This window comes from Coprococcus sp. AF51-11b1, assembly GCF_027682785.1.
Lineage (GTDB): Bacteria > Bacillota > Clostridia > Lachnospirales > Lachnospiraceae > Allocoprococcus > Allocoprococcus comes.
This window is the reverse complement of the sequence record NZ_JAQCZB010000004.1, coordinates 26,166-47,829: the sequence shown is the minus strand read 5'-3', so window position 1 is coordinate 47,829 and position 21,664 is coordinate 26,166. Positions and strand designations below refer to the sequence as shown.

Here is a 21,664-nt window from a genome sequence, read left to right as displayed (position 1 = left end):
GGTGCGAATATGAAAATAACAATTAACGATAAAGAGTATGAAAGCGGAAAAATTACAAGAGAAAAATACAGATCATTTTGTGAGACGTTCGACAGCTTTTTAAAGAAGGAAGCTGCTTCTATGACTTTTACAGACGAAGACTTAGATAAAATGATTGAATCTATCGTAGTGGTATACGGAAATCAGTTTACATTTGATGAAGCCAGCGACGCGCTGGATGAAATCGCGGATATTCTGCTTAATTTCTCACTTATCAATGCGGAAATTTTGAATAAGAGTAATTTACAGGCAGAGAAGACAGCAAAGACCGGGAAAGCAAATATTATTACAATCGGCGGTAAAGAATACGATTGCGGAAAGATTGGAAGAAAGAAATATAAAGCCTTCCGCGAGGTATACGAAAGACTGACACGCCCGGAGAAGCAGACCTATACAGACGCGGAACTGGACGAAATGATTAACACTATTGTACTGGTGTATGATAATCAGTTTACTTTTGAAGAAGCGAACGAATCTTTAGAAGATGTTTCAGAGATTATTTTTAACTTCGGACTGATTAACGCGAATATCCTTAAGAAGCTTAAGGACGAAGCCGCGGGCGCAAAAAAAAATTTAAGCTCACAGGTGTAATAGACTACTGCCTGGAATGTGAGGAAGGAGAAAAAAGGCTATACAGAATCACGACATACGCTTACCGAAGATTTATAAAGCTTATGGAGAGAATTAGCTGTACTGATGATGAAGACGACTTATTAGAGCTATACGCTGCCGTGATACAGGTTGTATTTAACGACAGGGTAGAGAATGAAGAAATAGAACGGCTGGACGTAGCAGACATTATAGATACGTTTGGAGCGATAGTAGAAATCATAGATATTTCTGTCAATGAAAAAATACGGTATCTTGGTACACTTTTGGGCGGAGTGCCGGAAGAAGACCAGGGTAGCGCGTTCGATGAATACGACCAGGAAAATGGATATATCGAAGAGACGACGCAGGAAGAAATATGGAGATCATACGGGGACAACCTGGACGCTATCCTACAGATATGTATAAAGAGTATGCGAAACAGCTATAAGGAGTGCTTAGAATCAGATTTAAGCGACTTATTGGACTACGTTGTATTTCAAGTCGAATATGACCGGGAAAAGTAGACATAAGGAGCGTAATAAATGGCTGGTGCAAGTCTCAGAGTAGGGGCGAATACAAGCGAGTTTACCAGTCAAATGAAATCAATGCTTACGCAAATGAAGCTTGTTACCAGCGAATATAAGGTAGAAGCGGCACAAGCGAAAGCATTAGGAAGTCAGACAGATTTACTTAAGGCTAAGAAGACAGAGCTTACAAGTAAGATTAAGCTGCAAACGGACGCAATTAAGCTACAGCAGACCAATTTAACAGCTCAGAAGCAGAAGCTTACAGAACTGATAGAGAAGGAAGACAAGGCAAAGCAGAAGGTAGCAGAGCTTACGAAAGCCCATGAAGATAGCGTTAAGGCGACTGGAAAAGACAGCGAGGAAAGCCGAAAACTAAATGCACAGCTAGAAGAAGCAAAAGAAGCACACGCAAAGGCTACAAATGCTGTAAAGAAACAGGAAGACGCAATAGCGAAGAATACGGTTAAGCTGAATGAATCGAAAGCGGCACTTACTGAGCAGAATACAGCATTAAAAAATACAGAAGAAGAATTAACGAACGCCGAAAAGAAATGGACTGTTTTCGGACAGGAAATAAAGACGGCGGGAAGCAACATGGACGAAGCCGGGAATAAAACTATAAGCCTGGGCGACGTTATTAAGGCTAATCTTATTTCTTCCGCGATCATCAACGGAGTAAAAGAGCTTGCCAATGGGATAAAGGAACTTGCGAAGGGCGCGATAAGCGTCGGCATGGACTTTGAAAGCGGCATGAGCCAGGTAGCGGCTACTATGGGTATGACTACCCAGGAAATAGCCGGGGGAAGCGAAGCTTATACAAAGCTGGAAAATGCAGCGAAGGAAGCCGGGAATACCACCCAGTTTAGCGCTACCCAGGCAGCAGAAGCCCTTAACTATATGGCACTTGCCGGATATGATGCAGACAAAGCAGTAGAGACATTACCTACAGTCTTGAACCTGGCAGCAGCGGGCGGAATGGATTTAGCGACAGCTTCCGACATGGTAACGGACAGCATGAGCGCACTAGGGGACAAAGCCGGAACTACAGAAAGTTTTGTAGACAAAATGGCGAAGACCTCACAAAAGAGTAATACCAGTGTGCAGCAGTTGGGCGAAGCGCTGCTTAGCGTAGGCGGAACGGCTAAGAGCTTAGCGGGCGGAGTTACCGAAGCGAATACCGTATTAGGAATATTCGCGGATAGCGGAACGAAAGGAGCAGAAGGCGGAACAGCATTACGAAACGTAATTTTAAGCCTTACAGCGCCGACGGATACCGCAAAGAAAAAAATGCAAGAGTTAGGGCTTGAAGTCTTCGACGCAAACGGGAATATGCGCCCGTTGAATGAGACTTTCCAAGACCTTAACGGAATCCTGGGAAATATGACCCAGGGAGAGCAGACAGAAGTATTAAACACAATCTTTAATAAAGTTGACCTTAAGAGCGTAAATGCTTTACTTGCGAACAGCGGCGAGCGGTTCAATGAGTTAAGCGGATACATAGAAAATTCTACGGGCGCTGCCGAACAAATGGCGGCAACGATGAATGATAACTTACAGGGTAAAATTACGATATTAAAGAGCGGGCTGGAAGGGCTTGGAATTGCTGCTTATGAAAAGTTCGAGACACCGCTTAAAAATGCAGTAACGAATATTACGAACGTAATAGGAGATTTACAGACAGATTTAGCGAGCGGGGAGCTGAGCGGCGCGCTTGATAAGGTTGCTACAGGTTTCGGAAACCTGGTAGAAAAAGCCAGTGAAATTATTGTAGCGGTATTACCTAAAATCCTGGAAGGGCTGGGCTGGATTGCAGACCACGGCGACACGATAGCCAGCTTATTAGCTGCCATAGGTGCGGGATTTGCGGTATTTAAGGTAGCGTCGATAATCAACGGAGTAGTAACAGCTATACAGGGACTTACGGCGGCAGAAGTGGCGCTAAATGCCATACAGAAACTTGTTAATATAACAATGGCTGCTAATCCGATGATGTTAATTATAACGTTGGTTGCTACACTGGTAGCGGCTATAGTCGGATTTGTCGCCACAAATGAAGATGCAAGAGCGGCGGTAGTAAATGCCTGGAACATCGTAAAAGATACGGTAGGAAAAGTAGTAGGAGAAATTGCAAAATTCTTTACAGAAACAATACCAAACGCACTAAGCAAGGTTGTAGATTTTGTAAAAGATAACTGGCAAGATATTCTATTATTCCTGGCGAATCCGTTCGCGGGTGCGGCTAAACTGCTGTACGAACATTGCGAAACTTTCCGAAATATTGTAGATAATATCGCTTCATTTTTCCGGGAATTACCGGGCAAGATTTGGGACGCAATCCTGGGAGCGGTCGAGAAGATAACAACCTGGGGCGAAAATGTAAAGACAGCGGCGACCCAGGCGGCAAGTAACGCGATAACGAGCGTTGTAACATTTTTCCAGGAATTACCGGGGAAAATTTGGGACGCAATACTGGGAGCAGTTACGACAGTAACGACCTGGGGCGAAAATATGAAGGCAGCAGTTGTACAGGCTGCTACTGAATTTGTAACAAATGCAATAGCATTTTTCCAGGAATTGCCGTATAAAATCGGCTATGTAATCGGTCAAGCAATCGGGAATGTAGTACAGTTCGGTATTGACCTGGTAACATGGGCGACTACAGAAATACCGAATTTTATTAACACGGTAATAACATTCCTGGTAGAGCTTCCAGGAAAAATTTGGGACGCGATAGTAAGCGCGATCACGAACGTACAGAACTGGGGACAGCAGATATACACGGAAGCAACAACGTATATACAGAATACGATAACTTCCGTAGTGGGATTCCTGGTAGAGCTTCCGGGCAAGATTTGGGACGCGATAGTAAGCGCGATCACGAACGTACAGAACTGGGGACAGCAGGTATACACACAAGCAACTAATTATATACAGAATACTATAACGACGGTCGTAAACTTTTTATCCCAGCTTCCAGGTAAGATTTGGAACGCAATAGTAAGCGCGATTACAAATATGGCGAACTGGGGGCAACAGATGTTAAGCCAGGCGAGCGCGGCAGCATCGAATATTTTAAGTAATGTATATTCAACACTTTCACAGATGCCGGGCAGAGTCTGGAACGCAATACAGGGCGCTATACAATCTGTAGCAAACTGGGGAAGCGGACTGCTACAACAGGGTAGAAACGCGGCAAGTCAGTTAGTAAGTGCTGTGATTAACGGTGTAGCTTCGCTACCGTCGCAAATGGCGAGCGTAGGATACAATATCGTAACTGGTGTATGGAATGGTATATGTAATGCCGCTGGCTGGTTTAGACGGCAAGTGCAGAGCTTCTTTAGCGGAATTGTAGACGGTGTAAAAAATGCACTGGGTATACATTCGCCGTCCCGGGTATTCCAGGACGAAGTAGGTAAGTACATGGCACAAGGAGCGGGCGTAGGATTTACGAACGAGCTTGGTAATGTTGAAGAAGACATAGATAAGAGCCTGGGAACACTTACAAAGAAAGTAGCGAAGATAACACCAGTAACAGAGGTTAAGCAGAGTGCGAAAGTAGTAGCACTGAACAACAGAGTAGATACTACAGAATTTACGGACGATTCCGAAAAGACAGTAATTGTAGAAATTACGAATATTACGGAGCTTGACGGAAAAGAGATAGCACGAAAGACGACAAAACGAGTAGTTAAGAATGTAACGAAAGACCAAAAGAGCAAGCAGAAAGCGAAAGGGGCGGCATAATGAACGGTGTATATTACACAATATACAACAATATTAGGGACAGAGACGCGGGCGTTAAGCCCGTGAGCCGCCCTAATATCCCTACAGCAGAACAGGAATACGACGAGATAAAAGTACCGGGAAGGGACGGGAATTTATACAGGAAAAAAGGAACATTAAAAGATATTCCCATTGAGATTACTTATAACTTCCTGTCAGACGACCCGGAAGACTGGGCGGAAGATTTCAGAAGCATAAAGCGGCGCTTCCTTAAGGAAAGTACAGGGATGCTTATGTTTTCAGACGACCCGGGCTATTATTACAAAGTGAAGAAAATTGAAATAGGGACAAACGAGCGCTTAGCGAAGCGTATCGGGAAATTCCAGGTAACATTTACTTGTGAAGGCTATATGTATCTGACAGAGGGAGCAGAAACCAGGAACTTAAGCGATACACTGTATAATGCTTTTGAAGAGTGCGAACCAGTGTATGAGATCGCGGGGGACGGTGTATGTACACTTACTGTAAATGGTACGAAAGTTACGGCGAATATCGGCGGGAAGCTGGTAATAGATACCGGGCTGAAACTTTGCTACACGGCGTTGAAGGAAACGGCAAACAGACGGCTTACCGGGTATTATGAAGATCTGTATTTAAAAGAAGGGGAAAATACATTTAGTGTAAGCCCTGGATTTACAGTTAAGATAAAACCTAACTGGCGGTGCAGATAAATGATAGAGGTATACGTTAAAGGTAATGAGGACTACGGAAGTAACGGAGATATGACCTTAACGCCGACTACGTGCGAAGTAGAACTTACTGTAGAAGGAGTAGCAGAGCTTACCTTAGAACACCCTATAGACGACCTGGGGCGCTGGGAATACCTGGTAACTGATAATGTGATAGCAGCACCTACGCCGTACTCAAAGAAGCAGCTTTTTAGAATCTATGATTATACGAAGACTGAGACAGAAGTAACGGCTTATGCAAGACATATTTTCTATGATTCTGCCGGGGAAATGCTGGTAGATGTAAGACCGACGGACAAGACCGGGCAAGAAGCGTTAGATATAATCTTAAGCGGTACGAAGTACAAAGCGAAGAGCAATATTAAAACGCGATCCACGGCTTACTATATCCGTAAAAATATAATGGAAGCAATCGGCGGGGATGACGAAAATAGCTTTATAAATCGCTGGGGCGGCGAAAGAATGTATGATAATTTTACCGTTATCATAAATGACCGCCTGGGCGGGGACTATGGAGCGTGTGCAGAGTTCGGGCGGAATATGACCGGGATAGAAGCAGATATAAGTATAGACGATGTGGTAACACGAATTATCCCGGAATCGTACAACGGGTACACCCTGGAAGGGGAAGAACCGTGGGTAGATAGCCCACTTATAGGAAATTACGCGAATCCCAGGGCAGCAGTGATTAAGTTTGAAGATGTTAAGCTGCTGGAAGACTGCCAGGAAGGGGAAGAAGGTTTTAGCACCCTGGAACTTTTAAGGGAAGAGCTTAAAAGGCGGTGCGAAAAAGAGTACGAAAACGGACTTGATAAGCCGAAGGTAAATTATAAGGTTGACCTGGTAGAAATTGCGGATACGGACGACTATAAAGACTATAAGAAACTGACGACAATAGGAATAGGCGACGACGTATTAACCAGGGATAGAAAACTTAAGATAAATGTAACTGCAAGATGTATAAGACTGGTGTATGACTGCATCGAAGAGGAAAATACAGAGGTTGAGCTGGGGAATTATACAGAAAATTATTTTGATAAGACAACCAGCGCAGCAGACATTATACAGAAAGTAACAAGAGAAGACGGGACGCTTAAGGCAGAAGAAGTATACGGCAAAATTGACGCTGTAAAGGCACAATTAAAAGCCCAGCGCGATATATCACAACCTTCAGAAGTAAGGGCGGTACTGTTTGAAGACCTGGTAGAAGGAAGCCCGACTTACGGGGCTATGTCTATCGGTACAATGGGATTCTGTATTGCGTCAGAACGTACAGCGGACGGGAAAGACTGGGACTGGAAGACCTTCGGAACTGGAAGGGGATTTTATGCGGATTATGTATGTGTCGGACAGTTGGACGGCGCACTGATAAGGGCAGACAGTATACAGGCGGAATCTATAAGCATTAACTATAGAAAATCCGTAGAATCCCACATAAGCGAAGCTGTGGATACGGTAGAGAGAAATTATAAAAATACGATTGATGAACTTAAGAGCGATTTTAAAAAGACCTACACAACATTTCAGTATGTGGACGAGACAGCGGGAAGCCTGGCAAGCGAAGCGGAAACGAACGCGAAGGGCTACACGGAAGAGCAACTTAAGAAGTATGTAACCATTGTAGAAATGGGGACAAAGATAGACCAGACAGCAGAAGAAATTAAGACCGAAGCCAGTAAGACATATACAACTTATAAGTATGTAGATGATTCAACGAGCAAAGCAGAAAGCAACGCGAATAATTACGCGGATACTGTAGGAGCTGGGGCTAAGAGCTATACAGACGAACAGCTTAAAAAATATGTGACAACTACCGAAATGACTACGGCAATAAGCCAAACGGCGGAGCAGATCAAGACGGAAGCGAAAAAGACATATACCAGTTTTGAGTATGTGGACGAAACGGCGGGCAACCTGGCAGACGAAGCAGAAGCGAATGCTAAAAGTTACGCCGATGAAACAGCAGCAGCGGCAGCAGACCAGGCATTAGCAGACGCAAAGGCAGACACGGACGGAAAGCTTAAGAATTATGTTACGCAAGTAAACATGAAGACATCTATAGACCAGTCGGCAGAGTCAGTTAAGACCTATGCGAAAAAGGCGGTTGATGCACTTAAGCATAATTATATTGAGAATGGAACTTTTGAAAGCGGAAACCTGGACGGGTGGAAGCTGAGCGACAGCGAAAATATAATAGCCACAAACGACGAATACTTAGGAAATGTAGCAAGCATTACCAGGGGAACGTCTAATATTTATATGTATCAGAGCTGGAAGCTGAAAGCCGGGACATATACGGTAAGATTCAAAGCCGGGGCGGACTTAAGAAGTATAAGTAAAGCGAGAATTAGGGTATCACTTGGCGGAATCAGCTATTATACAAAAGCCGGAGAGCTGGACGACGAAGTATTTAAACAGTATGAAACGGAGATAACTATAAGCTCGGCGGGGACAAAGTACCTTTATGTGTATAACTATGTGGATAACACTACGATTTACATTAAAGACGTTGAAGTACTGGGTAAATACGAAGACCATGCAGAAGCGCAATTTACAGTAGCAAATGACGCTATCGAAGCAGAGGTAAAAAGAGCAGAAGGCATAGAAGACGAACTTAGAAGCTCTATACAAGTAAATGCAAATAAAATAACGAGTAAAGTAGAAAAAGGGGATATGGGAAGCTATATAACCCAATATTACAATAATGTGCTAGTTGCATTTAATAATAGTTCTAAGTATGTGCAAATTTCAGCCGGACAGATCGCTATTTACAATGGAGAAGTAACAACAAAAGGCAAACGAGCAGTATTTGACCAGTCGGGAAATGCATTCTATAGGGATAATTATTTTGTAGGGCGAATAGGTACAAATGAGTGGAAGAGTAATAGTGCGCATAAAGGGCTTACGTTTGATTTGGAATACCAGGGGAAATATATGGCGTGGGCGCAAGAAGAAAGTAGCAGCGCGACAAGTTACGATACGATTTTATGCTATTCGAGAGCGAATAGCATTTATACAGAAAAGGGCTTACATTTTGGTTGTAATGTGTACGCACATGGTTGGAATCTGCATAACGCCGATCTAAGAAACACGTCATACGACGGCTATAGCAGTTGGACGGGGGAAATTCCGATAATAACAAAGATACAGGCGAATAGCGATGGCACTATTACGTGGTGGAGTTCGTCAATAACTGTAAGAAATGGCGGCATAACAAGCGCCCCGAGAAGTTAGGAGAAAATATGGAAGAAGATAGATACTTAAAGGTTAATGAAGCGGAAAAGCCGAAAGAAGAAGAAAGCCCGGTAATAGAAAAAACCACGGTAAGACTTTTCAATACAGAAGCGGGCGAAATGAAAGTGGAAGAGGAAAAAGAAGTAGTATGAGCAAAGAAGAAGTAAAGACAGAAAGACACACAGAAACAAAAGAAGAAGCAATTAAGAACATGAGAAAAATAGTAGAGGTTGAGGAAGAAAACCACGTAGAGACAAAAGAAGAAGCAGTTAAGAGAGTAGCCGAGCCGCTTAGCGTTACTATTGAAAAAGCGAAAAAAGATATAAATACAGCGGTTATTATGGCGGAAAGAAATTACGGCTTACATTCAAGTATTACGGTGCTGATTCTTGAAAGTGTCTTAGCAAATGTACGCGCGGGAAATGCTACAGTAGCAGCTATGGAATTTGAACAATACAAAGGGGAACTGTTGAAGAATGAATAAACAGATCACACGACTTACGTTAGATGTAGGCTTAAGAGATTCCTATAAAGTTGTATTCGCAAAGATGGGCGATACAGAACGCCGGGTAATTGCGGAAATTAAAGACAACGGAGAGGACTATAGCCTTGCTGGGGTAAATACTGTAGAAGTTCGCTGTAGAAAGGCAGATGGAAAACAGGTTACTAAAAATGCTACGAAAGATAACAATACAATCGTAATTGACATAAGCGGGCAAATGACAACTTGCAAGGGTACAGCTATTGTAGACGTAGTACTGTACGGAACTGACGGCGGCGTATTAAGTACAGCTAAATTCTATTTGAATGTAGACGACGGGGCGGTAAACGAAGACGATATTAAAAGCAGCAACGAATACGAAAGCCTTACAGATGCATTAAGAACGGTGGGACTTGCAAAGGAAGTAGCGAATACTGCATTAAATACAGCTAATGAAGCAGTTAAAACAGCAGAATCAGCTATGAAACAGATACCGGGTTATACTTCCAGGGCAGAGACAGCGGCGAGCAAAGCGGAAGAAAATAAAACAGCAGCGGCAAATTCAGCGAGCGCGGCAGCAGATTCTAAGGCAGCCGCCGGAAAGTCCGCAACAGCAGCGGCAAATTCAGCAAGCGCAGCGTCGGAAAGCAAAATAGCAGCGGCAAATTCAGCAAGCGCGGCAGCAGAAAGTAAAACAGCAGCGGCAAATTCAGCGAGCGCGGCAGCAGATTCTAAGGCAGCCGCCGGAAAGTCCGCAACAGCAGCGGCAAATTCAGCAAGCGCGGCAGCAGAAAGTAAAACAGCAGCGGCAAACTCAGTAAAAGCAGCAGAAGCGGCAAAGACGAAGGCAGAAGACGTAGTAAAAGGGATTGCAGATACAAAAGCGGAAGCAATCGCGCAAATAGAAGCTGCCGGAGTAGAAGCCACACAAAATATTAAGGGATACACGAAGGAAGAAACAAACGCACTCTTAAGAGCTGCTGGGATTCATACCCAGGTAGGCGCGCCGATCTACGGGGTTAAAAGAGTATGGAACACGGAAAGCGTAAGCGATACCTGGGAACGTACAGACGCAAGCGTAGGCATGGAAGCAAACCCGACCATAGGGACAAAAGTAGGGAAAGACGACTTTTCTTATGTAATGCCGTGGGCGGGGATTGTATCTAAATGCTGTGACCTGGATACAGGGGAAACAATAGCGTATATCGGAGAACCGGGGTACGACCCAACGAAGTACATGGTACTTACAGAGTATCCGGGATATTATCTCAAACGCTGGCGAGACGATACATACGAATATGTACAGATTTCCGCCGGAGCATTTGACGGAGCGGTATATATAGAGCCGTGGGAGTGGGGACGCTACCCGTCTTCGCTTATGGGAAGTAAGCACGTATCCATGAGCGGAAAGCACCCGGATTGCAGAATAAATAGAGCTACGGTACGTGCGCGATCAAAAGCAGCCGGAGAAGGATACTACAGCATAGATAGTACAAGCTACTGGGCGTATAGTATGCTGGTACTTGTGAAATACGCAAGCCTTAATACCCAGGAAAAAGTATGCAAGGGCTATTACTATTTGAGATACACAGACCAGGACAAAGCTTTAGTAGCGGAACAGAGTACAAACCGTATTGTTATTGCGCTTGCGACAGCGGCTAACGAATACCTGGTAGGAAATGCTGTGGAAATCGGTACAAGCCTGGGCGGAGCACAGGTAGCGAAGCAGAGACTAATTACAAGAGTGGAAGACTACAGCAACGGAAGCGTAACAGGGAAAGCGATCTATTTTGACGGCGACCCGGTAAATATTGCAGTAGGTAATATTATTAGTCATTGCGCTAATATATCGGGAACAACCGATAGCCTGGGAATGAGGGACGGCTGCTTAGTGAATGACGGTAAGCACGCTATGTTACTTTTAGGGCATGAGCATAACGGGCAGTATGCTTTTGTGGATAATGTGAACCGATACCAGGGGACGCTATATGTATGCTACGACAACACAGCGACGAAAGATAATGTAGGAGATACAGACCCGAATTATAAAGCGTTAAGCTTTGCATTTCCTACAACGTCCGGCTGGCAGCTTTTGGAAGGATTTGACCCGGAACACCCGTTAGAAATGTGGTGCGAAAAGCTGGGCGGTTCTTCTGTTGGAAAAGGAAATGGGGCGTATTTATGGAGTAACAACAATGCCGCCTGGTTCGTCTTGTATGTCTTCGGTTACGCGAGCGACGGAGCTAGCGCGGGCTTGCCTTGCGTGGACGCGTTCAGCGGTAGCGGTAACGCGTTCTGGGTCATCGGCGGGGTGCTTCTTAAAAAACGCCAGTAAGACCGGGGGTGTAACGGGGGCGGGCAGCCCCCTAATACCTAAAGATTTCCAGGAAAATGGAAGGAAAGGGGGAAAGTATTGAATTTGCAAAATGAAATGATATACTACCAAAAAGAAACGGCGGGAAGGAGATAGAAAACATGAAAGGATAGAGAAAATACATAAAAGGGATTTAGTGTGTAAGCCGCCTGGTACGTCTTGTATGTCTTCGGTAACGCGAACAACGGAGCTAACGCGGGCTTGCCTTACGTGAACGCGAACAACGGTAGCGGTAACGCGAACTGGAACATCGGCGGGGTGCTTCTTAATGCTTACAATGGAAAATATGAATTATTGCACACTATCTAAACACGGCGCAAGCTGTGACCTTACCAGAGTAACCGACACGGCGAAGGACTGGTAAAAATAAGCGACTGGCAAGGAACTATTAGGGGAAGACCCGGAAGCCGCTATTTACAGGGCGGTACGCCTTCGGGCGTATTCCGAATAAGCATTTAAGAAAGGGTAGTATATGGATAAGCCAGTAAATAAGAAACCAAAGTTAAAGAAACAAGAGATACTACCTAAAAGAGTTGGTGGAATCTACGAAAAAATCTACGAATATGAAAACATTAAAACGGCGATTAAGGCAGTATGCAGTAGCCCGAACGCCACAAAATCAAAGAAAAACGAAAAGACAAATGCAAAGCAACAGAAAGAAAAGTATTTAGGGGATATCGACAAATACACGAAAATGATACAGGCACTTCTGATAGAAGGCAGATATAAGCCGCGGAAGCTGAGAAGAAAAGAAATATACGACGGTGTGCGGCATAAAAAACGAGTGATCGCTAAGCCCTGTATGGTTGATAAGATTGTACAGCGGGCAGTATTGCAGATCATCGAGCCTATTCTAATGCGAAGAATGTATATGTATTCGTGCGCAAGTATAAAGGGAAAAGGCGGGATATATTGCAAAAGGAAGATTGAAAGAGCAATAGCCAGGAAGAACAGGAAGGGAAAGAAGTATAAGAATGTAAAACATACAAAGTACTGGGAAGCCCTGGATATTAAGAAATGCTACGACAATATTTTACATTGCTTTTTGAAGTTCCGACTTATCAAAATGTTTAAAGACAAAAGGTTACTTGAATTACTGTTTATGTGTATAGATGTTTACTGGGTAAAAGAGACAGCAGCCGGGAAAAGAGGAATACCAATAGGTACGCCGTTCGGTCACTGGTTCGCTAATATCATGCTGACACCAGTAGACTTTGTAATAAAACATATTTTCAAGATAAAATACTATTTTAGGTACATGGACGATATGTTATTATTTAGTAGTAATAAAAAGAAGCTACGACAGTATGTAGCCTGTATCCGTGATGCACTATCACGAATAGGCTTACACATAAAGAGTAAATTACAGGTACACGCAACCAATGATAAAGGGAAGTTAGGGAACAGACCAATAGACTTTATAGGCTATAGATTCTACCGGGACTGTACTACCTTACGTTCCAGTATATGCTTAAGAATAACACGGAGAATACGGAAGGTACGAAAGAAGCAGATACTTAACGGACACGATGCAAGAAGCGTAATAAGCTATTACGGCTGGATAAAAAATACGGATTCCTGGGGACTGAAAGTAAAGTATTTTGATGATACCGTAAAAAGCGCAAAGGAGAAAATAAGCAATGGAAGCGGTAAGAATCAGAGAAGGCGTAGAGACAGAAGAGGAAGTACTGACCGGGGCGGCTATCGTTGGGAGACAGGCAGGGCGTGTGCGCGTACAGCTTAAGACAGACGTAGAGACAGTAGAAGAGACGGAAGAAAAACCGAAACACTACCGTTTTACACTGATTGAGTTTTGCACCCGTGAAACTGCAAAGCTGGAAGCCCGTATTAACGGAAGCCTGGCTAAATGGATTGAGGAAGCCCGGAGAATTGCAGCAGAAAAAGCGGGAGAGAAGACAGCAGAAGAGAAGTACGACGATCTCAAAGAGACAACCGACGGACTGGTAGAAACAACGGACGAGCTTGTAGAAACTATGGCGGATATCTTAGGGGGTGCTATTTAATGCTGACGGGCGCGAAACTTAAAATTATTGTACGCGGTGTAAAAATTAAGGTGCAGCGTGGCGAAGACCTGGAAGAGATTTTAGAGAGCTACGAAAACCTTACGGAAGAAGAGAAACAGCAGATAAGGGATAAAGTAAATGAGTGATTATCTTTTACAAATGATAGAAGTACAAGCTAGTGTAATTACAGATTTGACAGAGGTAAATAAAAGACTTCTGTTAGAGCTGGAACAATACCGGGCGATAGAGGAAGAAGACAATATTATACTAACGATGATGAAAGACATAGAAGAAGGAAAGGAAGACTTAATAAAAATGTCTTCTGTATAGGAAGGTTAGTATTTTTGAGTAACGAATTTTGGATAGGGCTGTTAATACAGCTTGTAGTCTATGGCGTGTCTATCGGTGTGATTTACGGCGTAATGCGTACAAGATTAGACTATATCGAAAAGAAATTAGATAAACACAACAACGTAGCGGAAAGAGTATACAAATTGGAAGCAGATTCAAGTAAAATACTTGAAAAAATATCAGTAGAGAACAACCGCATAAAAGACCTGGAAGAGTGGCAGACGTATGAGCAGAGGAAAGAGTAAACGGGAATTTAAGAAAAAGGTTGTAATGGGGACTGGTGTACTATTTGTATGCGCTTGCTTAGTGGCTTTAGTGTTCGCATGGAACGAAAAGCCTACAGATGTGTTTACCTATATCATTCCGACGGCTGGCGGCGTATTTGCTGCCGCTGTAGTGTGGTATCTGAAAGCGGTACAACTTGAAAATGGAATTAAGATACAGCTTGGAATGATTAAAAAGCTTATCGACCTGGGAGAAGAGAACCAGGCGGAAGAGACAAAAGAGAGAATCATACAGAAGATGAAAGATAAAACAGATACAATCATAGACGAAGCGTTAGAACCGACAGAAATACAAAATTTTTAGAGGTACGAAACTATGGAAACTGTAAAAATGATTCTTGAAAACTGGGTATACTTTTTTATCCTTCTTATCCTGGGGCTGCTTACCGTGTATGCAATCCTTAGATTTATGAAGCTGACACCGAAGCAGCAGCTTGAAAAAGTAAAAGTAGCACTGCTTTACATGGTAACAGAAGCAGAAAAGGAATTAAAAAGCAAAACAGGACGCATTAAGCGATCTATGGTATGGGAATGGCTGGTAGAAAGATTCCCGATTGTTACGCTTTTTATCACGGAAGAACAGTACGACAAATTATTAGACCAGGCGTTAGAAGATTTTAGAAAAATGCTGGAAAGTAATACAAGTTTGTATGATTACGTTTACAATACAGTAACAGTTACGGAAGAGGACACGGAAAACGATATTATGAGAAAGATTGTAACGGGGGCGTAATTGTATGAAGATTTTACTTATCAGCGGACACGGGGACGGCGACCCGGGCGCAAGCTCAAAATTTGGAGTAGAAGCAACAGAAACCGTAGTAATGGTACAGAAGATTAAGGAAACACTGGGGAACTATGCACAGGTTGACTTATACCCGACGAACAGGAACGCTTTTAAAGACCTGGGTAAAGGTTGCTGCCAGGTAAAATTTGGAGATTATGACTATGTACTGGAAGTACATTTTAATTCTTGTGTAAATGACCTTGCCGGGAATGGGAAGACTACAGGTACGGAAATCTATGTAACAACAGCAGAGAAGACAGTAGGTGTAGAAACAAAGATTGTAGAGAAAATCGCAGCGCTGGGACTTAAGAACAGGGGCGTAAAGCGGACAAACTGGCGTGTGATCGCGAGAGCAAAAGCAAGCGGTACGTCTTCGGCATTACTGGAAGTATGCTTTATCGACGACAAAGACGATATGCAGATTTATACAGCGAAAAAAGACCAGATCGCGGCAGCAGTGGCTACAGCAATCGCGGAGCAGTTCGGGCTTAAGAAAAGCGGGAACAGCGGAAACCAGGGAAGCAAAGGTATTACAGTAGGAAGTACCGTAACAATTAAAGACGGCGCGGTATACGGTGGCTTATCATCGGCACGCGGTAAGACGGTTCCGGCAGCTCAGCGCGGCGGGAAGAAACATACAGTAGATAAAATCCAGGTAAATAACGGAGTACAGGAAGCACGACTTAAAGATATTACAAGCTGGGTAGCTGTATCGAGCTTACAGGCAGTGTAGGGGGATAAGGAACATGAACGCAGAACAGAAGAGCTTTATTGAAGTGGTGGGCGCTATTGCGTCCGCCGATATGAAGAACAGCGGAGTAGCGGCAAGCTTAACGACAGCACAGGCAATTTTAGAAAGCGCCTGGGGAAAATCAGAGCTGACAAAGACAGGTAACGCACTTTTTGGAATTAAGGATACAAAGGACTGGAAGGGTAAGACCTTAACAAGAAAAACTACAGAATACGAAGACGGAAAGAAAGTACAGGTAGAAGCAGAGTTTAGAGCTTATGACACCTGGGAAGATTCCGTAAAAGACCACAGTGCATTTTTAAAGAAGTATAAGAGATACGCGAAGGTAATCGGGGAAACAGATTACAAAGAAGCTTGTAAAGCGGTAGCTGCTGCTGGGTATGCATCAGACCCGGAATACGCAAAGAAACTTATTGAGCTTATCGAAACATACGAACTGTACAACTACGATACAAAGAATACAAATACCGACGACCTGGGAGCAGAGGACAAGAAGTATTACAGAGTCCAGGCGGGAGCATATAGGAGAAAAGAAGGAGCTGACCTTATGGCGGAGAAAATCAAAAAGACCGGGCATAAGGACGTATTTGTAAGAATGATTAACGGGCTTTACAAAGTACAGGCGGGAGCTTATACAGATCGCAAAAACGCAGAGAAGACAGAGAAAAAATTAAAAGCTGCCGGAATTAGTTGTTTTATTGTATGTGCATGATGTAGTATTAAGGAAACGGGAAAGAAAGTAGCGGTAACTGCCACGTAACTTACAAATGCATCAAAAAAGCCGAAAAATAGGCGTTCGGAGTTATCTAAACGTTAATTTGGAGCAATGTGGCTGCGGGAAAGACGAAGTTTTTTCGAGTTCATTTTCAAAAATACAAACCTCAGAAACCTTGTGTTTCTGGGGTTTTTTGTCTGTTTATATTGAAAGCCCTCCGGTTTCCGCATATAATAAAAGACAATGTGTAAAGAAATGAATCAGGGAGAATAATAAAATATGAGTATATTAAATGTAGAACATCTGACACACGGTTTTGGTGACCGTGCCATTTTTGATGATGTATCGTTCCGTCTTTTAAAAGGGGAGCACATCGGTCTTGTAGGAGCAAACGGAGAGGGTAAATCTACCTTTATGAGTATCGTTACCGGGAGACTTACGCCGGACGAGGGAAAGGTGGAATGGGCGAAGAATGTACGAGCAGGCTATCTGGACCAGCATGCAGTCCTTCAGAGCGGTATGACGATCCAGGACGCACTGAAAAGTGCGTTTGATCCGCTTTTGCAGAAGGAGCAGCGAATGAACGAGATCTGTGAGAAACTCGGTGAAGTAGACGAGGATGAGATGAATCTTCTGATGGAAGAGCTTGGAACGATCCAGGATGAGTTGACACTGCATGATTTTTACACGATTGATGCAAAGGTAGAGGAAGTGGCAAGGGCACTGGGACTTCTGGATCTGGGACTTGACCGTGATGTTACAGATCTAAGCGGAGGTCAGAGAACGAAGGTTCTTCTGGCAAAGCTTCTGCTTGAGAAGCCGGACATCCTGCTTCTGGATGAACCGACAAACTATCTGGATGAAGAGCATATTACGTGGTTGAAGCGGTATCTGCAGGATTATGAGAATGCATTCATTCTGATTTCCCATGATATTCCGTTCCTGAATGAAGTGGTAAATATCATCTATCATATGGAGAACCAGGAACTGAATCGTTATGTGGGAGACTATGATCATTTCCAGGAGGTGTATGCAGTTAAGAAAGCACAGCTTGAGGCAGCATACCGCAGACAGCAGCAGGAAATCAGTGAACTGAAGGATTTTGTGGCAAGAAATAAAGCCCGTGTTTCTACAAGAAATATGGCGATGTCCAGACAGAAGAAGCTGGATAAAATGGATGTAATTGAGCTGGCAGCGGAAAAGCCGAAACCGGAATTTAAGTTCCGTTACGGACGGACTCCGGGGAAAATGTTATTCGAAACAAAGGATCTTGTAATCGGTTATGATGAACCACTTTCCAAGCCGCTGAATTTCCAGATGGAAAGAGGACATAAGATTGCGATTGTCGGAACAAATGGTATCGGAAAGACTACATTTTTGAAGAGTGTACTTGGTCTGATCCCGGCAATTTCCGGCGAGTGTGAGCTTGGGGAAAATCTTCAGATCGGCTATTTTGAACAGGAAGTTAAAGGAGAAAACAAGACAACCTGTATTGAAGAGCTGTGGCAGGAATTTCCGTCATTTACCCAGTATGAGGTGCGTTCTGCCCTTGCAAAATGCGGACTCACTACGAAGCATATTGAGAGCCAGGTAAGGGTACTGAGTGGTGGTGAACAGGCAAAGGTAAGACTCTGTAAGCTGGTCAACAAGGACACGAATCTGCTGATCCTGGATGAGCCGACCAATCATCTAGACGTGGATGCAAAGGATTCTCTGAAAAAAGCGCTTCAGGAATACAAAGGAAGTATTCTTCTGATTTGCCATGAGCCGGAATTCTATCAGGATGTGGTAAATGAGGTGTGGGATATGAGCAAGTGGACGATGAAAGTATTTTAAAAGTGTCGTGCAGAAGACCTTTCGGGACTATCCTGAAAGGCCTTTTTGTGTTACTATTTATTTAGAACGTATCATTTTAGTCATTACTTTTTATTTTATAGGAAATTCCGAAGGAACTTCCTATGAAATAAAAGGCACTACGTGCCGGAGATGCGCACTCGCACGAAGATGAAGAATGTCGCAAGCGACTGCGCTCGGCGCGAGAATGTGCCAAGGCACATTCTTTTTTACAAAGCCGTTATATAAGCTTTACAGAAGTAAGATAGAGCCTGCAAAGCGCAACGTCTATAATAAAACGTGTTTCAGAAAAGAAAGGATGGGATAATATGCCGTCAACTTATGCACATTACATTTTTGGACAGCAGATCAGGGGCAGATTAAGCGGATATGAGAGAAAAGTTATTGATAAATACCCGGAGCTTTTTAATATTGGACTTCATGGACCGGATATTCTTTTTTATTACAGACCGCTTGGCAAGAACAAGGTCAATCAGTTGGGAAGCCGTATGCATAGCGAGAGCGGAGCAAAGTTCTTCGTTCATGCAGCAAAGGTTTTACATACACACGACCAGTATGAGAAGCATCTGGCTTATGTATATGGAGTGCTCTGCCATTTTGCGCTGGATGAGACCTGCCATGGTTACGTGGAACAGGCAGTAAAAGAGACTGGTCTTGCACATATTGCAGTGGAGGGCGAGCTGGATCGTAAGCTGATGATTATGAACGGAGAAAATCCAGTGAGCAGGAGACTGACCGGACATATTGTTCCTTCTATGAAAAATGCGATAATTATAAAAGATTTTTATCGCGGAATTACAGCAAAGGAAGTCAAAAAAGCACTGAATGGAATGGTATTTTATGACAGGATTCTTGTCTGTCCATCTAAAATAAAGCGGATGGCACTTTATGCAGCACTTAAAGTGGCAGGGCTTTATTATGATTTTCATGGGTTTATTATCAAGTATCATGAGAATGAATCCTGCAGGGAACAGATAAGAAAACTGCTTCATCTTTATGAAAAAGCAGTTCCACTGGCAGACAAACTGATCTGCGAATACAAACCGTTTCTGGAAGGAAACGCCACATTAGATTCTGTATATGCCTATACATTTGGTTCTCAGTTTCCTGGCAAGGAGGATACGTTAAATGAAAATAAAATTGACAAAACAGGAGAAAAACTGGATACTTTATGATGTCGGAAATTCTGCATTCACACTTCTGGCAGCAACCATTTTACCGATTTATTTCAACTATATCGCAGGAAAGCAGGGACTTTCGGATGTACAGTATCTGGCATACTGGGGATATGCAGTATCCATTGCAACCTTACTTACAGCACTTGCAGGACCGGTATTTGGAACCGTTGCAGATACAAAAGGCTATAAAAAACCAGTTTTTACAATTGCACTTGGAATCGGGGCAATTGCTTCAGTCGCACTGGGATTTGCAAAGTACTGGCTGGCCTTTCTGGTAGTTTTTGTCATTGCAAAGGTCGGATATTCCGTGACGCTGGTATTTTATGATTCCATGCTTGTCGATGTGACATTGGAAGACCGGATGGATGAAGTCTCTTCCCAGGGCTATGCGTGGGGATATATCGGAAGCTGTGTACCGTTTGTAATCTGTCTTCTGGTTGTGTTAAATGCAGGGAAGATTGGGATTACAATGGAGATAGCAATGATGGTTTCCTTTGTGATCATCACGGTATGGTGGGTAATTATGACATTACCACTTCTGAAAACTTATCACCAGAAGTATTATGTAGAAAAGAAGCAGCATGCTTTTTTAGAAAGCTTCAAAAGAATCGGCATTACTCTGAAAAATGTAAAGAAGGAGAAGAAGGTTTTTCTGTTTCTTCTGGCGTTTTTCTTTTATATTGACGGGGTTTATACGATTATTGATATGGCAACTGCATATGGATCAGCACTTGGACTTAGCAGTACAGGACTTCTTCTTGCATTGTTGCTTACGCAGATTGTAGCTTTCCCATTTGCGATTATTTTCGGAAGACTTGCGAAGAAATATTCTGCAGAAAAGCTGATCACAGTATGTATCGTGGCATACCTTGGAGTGGCAATTTTTGCGATTTTTCTGCATTACCAGTGGCAGTTCTGGGTTCTTGCTGTCTGGGTAGGCATGTTCCAGGGAGGTGTGCAGGCGCTTTCAAGATCTTACTTTACGAAAATTATACCGGCGAACCAGTCAGGTGAATTTTTCGGCTTAATGGATATTTGCGGAAAAGGCGCGTCCTTTATGGGAACAACGATCGTGAGCCTGATCTCGCAGCTTACCGGCAATATCAATATTGGTGTGGGGATGATCGCTGTCTTGTTCGTGATCGGAATTATTTTATTCCGGAGAGCGGCAGCGCTAGAATAAAAATAAAGGATACAATTGATTTATGATGACAGAGCTTGAAAAATATTATAACAAATTTAACGAAGAGAAGCGGCTTAAGAGCCGCCACGGACAGGTAGAATTTATCACCTCAATGAAGTACATTCACAAATATCTTCCTAAGCGGGAGCATGGACAGGTAAAGATTCTGGATGTAGGAGCCGGAACCGGGCGCTATAGTGTTGCGCTTGCCGAAGAAGGGTACGATGTGACGGCGGTAGAGCTGGTGAAATACAATCTGGGAATTCTGAAAAAGAAGAACAGCTCTGTGAAAGCATATCAGGGAAATGCGCTGAAGCTGTCACGTTTTCCGGATAAGGAATTTGACCTGATCATCCTGTTTGGACCGATGTATCACCTTTATACAAAGGAAGATAAGGTAAAGGCGCTGATGGAGGCGAAGCGTGTTCTGAAAGATGAGGGCACGATCCTGGTGGCTTATACAATGAATGAGTACAGTGTTCTGGTGTATGGATTCCGGGAGAACCATATACAGGAATGCCTGGAAAATGGCAAACTGGATGCGAATTACCGGGTATGTCCTTCACCGGAAGATTTGTATGATTATGTGCGTCTGGAGGATATTGACAGCTACAATGAAGCAGCAGGAATGGAACGGATCCAGATTATTTCGGCGGATGGACCATCCGATTATATGCGTCAGGTGTTAAATACGATGGATGAAAAGACTTTCCAGACGTTTATTGACTATCATCTGACTACGTGTGAACGCCCGGAACTGGTTGGTGCGGGATCACATACGGTAGATATTATAAGAAAGAAAAAGATGGGGGAATAGAA

The 21,664-nt window shown here is 43.4% G+C and carries 21 protein-coding genes; all 21 read left to right on the top strand.

The features are described 5' to 3' along the window. Positions 1-9: 9 nt before the first annotated feature. The 21 genes from gpG (at position 10) to PGY05_RS05470 (ending at position 21,662) form a co-directional block, all read left to right on the top strand. Positions 10-630 (top strand): phage tail assembly chaperone G, encoded by a 621-nt coding sequence (gene gpG, locus PGY05_RS05570; RefSeq protein ID WP_117528024.1) that lies wholly within the window; start codon positions 10-12, stop codon positions 628-630. Between the two features lie 140 nt (positions 631-770). Further along, positions 771-1,154: a hypothetical protein gene (locus PGY05_RS05565; protein WP_270475481.1), complete on the top strand. Its 384-nt coding sequence runs from the start codon at positions 771-773 to the stop codon at positions 1,152-1,154. 18 nt (positions 1,155-1,172) lie between these two features. Then, positions 1,173-4,901 carry a phage tail tape measure protein gene (locus tag PGY05_RS05560; protein ID WP_270475480.1) on the top strand — a complete coding sequence of 1,243 codons (3,729 nt, stop codon included), beginning with the start codon at positions 1,173-1,175 and terminating at the stop codon, positions 4,899-4,901. A 62-nt stretch (positions 4,902-4,963) separates the two neighbouring features. Further along, positions 4,964-5,611, top strand: a complete 648-nt coding sequence (locus PGY05_RS05555) for a distal tail protein Dit (RefSeq protein WP_270475479.1) — start codon at positions 4,964-4,966, stop codon at positions 5,609-5,611. Further along, positions 5,612-8,863, top strand: a complete 3,252-nt coding sequence (locus PGY05_RS05550) for a phage tail spike protein (RefSeq protein WP_270475478.1) — start codon at positions 5,612-5,614, stop codon at positions 8,861-8,863. An 8-nt stretch (positions 8,864-8,871) separates the two neighbouring features. Then, positions 8,872-9,015, top strand: coding sequence for a hypothetical protein (locus tag PGY05_RS05545; RefSeq protein ID WP_181967005.1), 144 nt, complete (start codon positions 8,872-8,874; stop codon positions 9,013-9,015). Then, positions 9,012-9,347, top strand: coding sequence for a hypothetical protein (locus PGY05_RS05540; protein WP_270475476.1), 336 nt, complete (start codon positions 9,012-9,014; stop codon positions 9,345-9,347). Before PGY05_RS05545 ends, PGY05_RS05540 begins: the two co-directional genes overlap by 4 nt. Next, the gene (locus PGY05_RS05535; protein ID WP_270475475.1) at positions 9,340-11,679 is read left to right on the top strand and encodes a BppU family phage baseplate upper protein; all 2,340 of its coding nucleotides are present in this window, start codon (positions 9,340-9,342) and stop codon (positions 11,677-11,679) included. The genes PGY05_RS05540 and PGY05_RS05535 overlap by 8 nt, the downstream gene beginning before the upstream one ends. Before the next feature lie 511 nt (positions 11,680-12,190). After that, complete coding sequence (locus PGY05_RS05530; protein ID WP_270475474.1) at positions 12,191-13,462, top strand: RNA-directed DNA polymerase; 1,272 nt, start codon at positions 12,191-12,193, stop codon at positions 13,460-13,462. Beyond that, complete coding sequence (locus tag PGY05_RS05525; protein WP_144368974.1) at positions 13,359-13,742, top strand: hypothetical protein; 384 nt, start codon at positions 13,359-13,361, stop codon at positions 13,740-13,742. The genes PGY05_RS05530 and PGY05_RS05525 overlap by 104 nt, the downstream gene beginning before the upstream one ends. Continuing rightward, positions 13,742-13,888 (top strand): hypothetical protein, encoded by a 147-nt coding sequence (locus PGY05_RS05520; RefSeq protein ID WP_158575758.1) that lies wholly within the window; start codon positions 13,742-13,744, stop codon positions 13,886-13,888. Before PGY05_RS05525 ends, PGY05_RS05520 begins: the two co-directional genes overlap by 1 nt. Further along, positions 13,881-14,072, top strand: a complete 192-nt coding sequence (locus PGY05_RS05515) for a hypothetical protein (RefSeq protein WP_118046755.1) — start codon at positions 13,881-13,883, stop codon at positions 14,070-14,072. The genes PGY05_RS05520 and PGY05_RS05515 overlap by 8 nt, the downstream gene beginning before the upstream one ends. Positions 14,073-14,086: 14 nt before the next feature. After that, positions 14,087-14,338, top strand: coding sequence for a hypothetical protein (locus PGY05_RS05510; RefSeq protein ID WP_118046753.1), 252 nt, complete (start codon positions 14,087-14,089; stop codon positions 14,336-14,338). Further along, on the top strand, positions 14,319-14,681 hold the full coding sequence (locus PGY05_RS05505) for a hypothetical protein (protein ID WP_117528044.1): 363 nt from the start codon (positions 14,319-14,321) through the stop codon (positions 14,679-14,681). Before PGY05_RS05510 ends, PGY05_RS05505 begins: the two co-directional genes overlap by 20 nt. A 12-nt stretch (positions 14,682-14,693) precedes the next feature. Next, on the top strand, positions 14,694-15,110 hold the full coding sequence (locus PGY05_RS05500; RefSeq protein ID WP_118046752.1) for a hypothetical protein: 417 nt from the start codon (positions 14,694-14,696) through the stop codon (positions 15,108-15,110). Positions 15,111-15,114: 4 nt separating this feature from the next. Further along, positions 15,115-15,897, top strand: coding sequence for an N-acetylmuramoyl-L-alanine amidase (locus tag PGY05_RS05495; RefSeq protein ID WP_195487935.1), 783 nt, complete (start codon positions 15,115-15,117; stop codon positions 15,895-15,897). 13 nt (positions 15,898-15,910) lie between these two features. Next, a complete protein-coding gene (locus PGY05_RS05490) occupies positions 15,911-16,627 on the top strand; it encodes a glucosaminidase domain-containing protein (protein WP_270475473.1) in 717 nt (238 codons plus the stop codon). Positions 16,628-16,909: 282 nt separating this feature from the next. Further along, on the top strand, positions 16,910-18,466 hold the full coding sequence (locus PGY05_RS05485; RefSeq protein ID WP_173685946.1) for an ABC-F family ATP-binding cassette domain-containing protein: 1,557 nt from the start codon (positions 16,910-16,912) through the stop codon (positions 18,464-18,466). Positions 18,467-18,792: 326 nt separating this feature from the next. After that, positions 18,793-19,659 (top strand): zinc dependent phospholipase C family protein, encoded by an 867-nt coding sequence (locus PGY05_RS05480; protein WP_270475472.1) that lies wholly within the window; start codon positions 18,793-18,795, stop codon positions 19,657-19,659. Next, positions 19,613-20,845, top strand: a complete 1,233-nt coding sequence (locus tag PGY05_RS05475; RefSeq protein ID WP_270475471.1) for an MFS transporter — start codon at positions 19,613-19,615, stop codon at positions 20,843-20,845. The genes PGY05_RS05480 and PGY05_RS05475 overlap by 47 nt, the downstream gene beginning before the upstream one ends. Before the next feature lie 22 nt (positions 20,846-20,867). Continuing rightward, positions 20,868-21,662: a class I SAM-dependent methyltransferase gene (locus tag PGY05_RS05470; RefSeq protein ID WP_173692565.1), complete on the top strand. Its 795-nt coding sequence runs from the start codon at positions 20,868-20,870 to the stop codon at positions 21,660-21,662. Positions 21,663-21,664 lie beyond the last annotated feature (2 nt).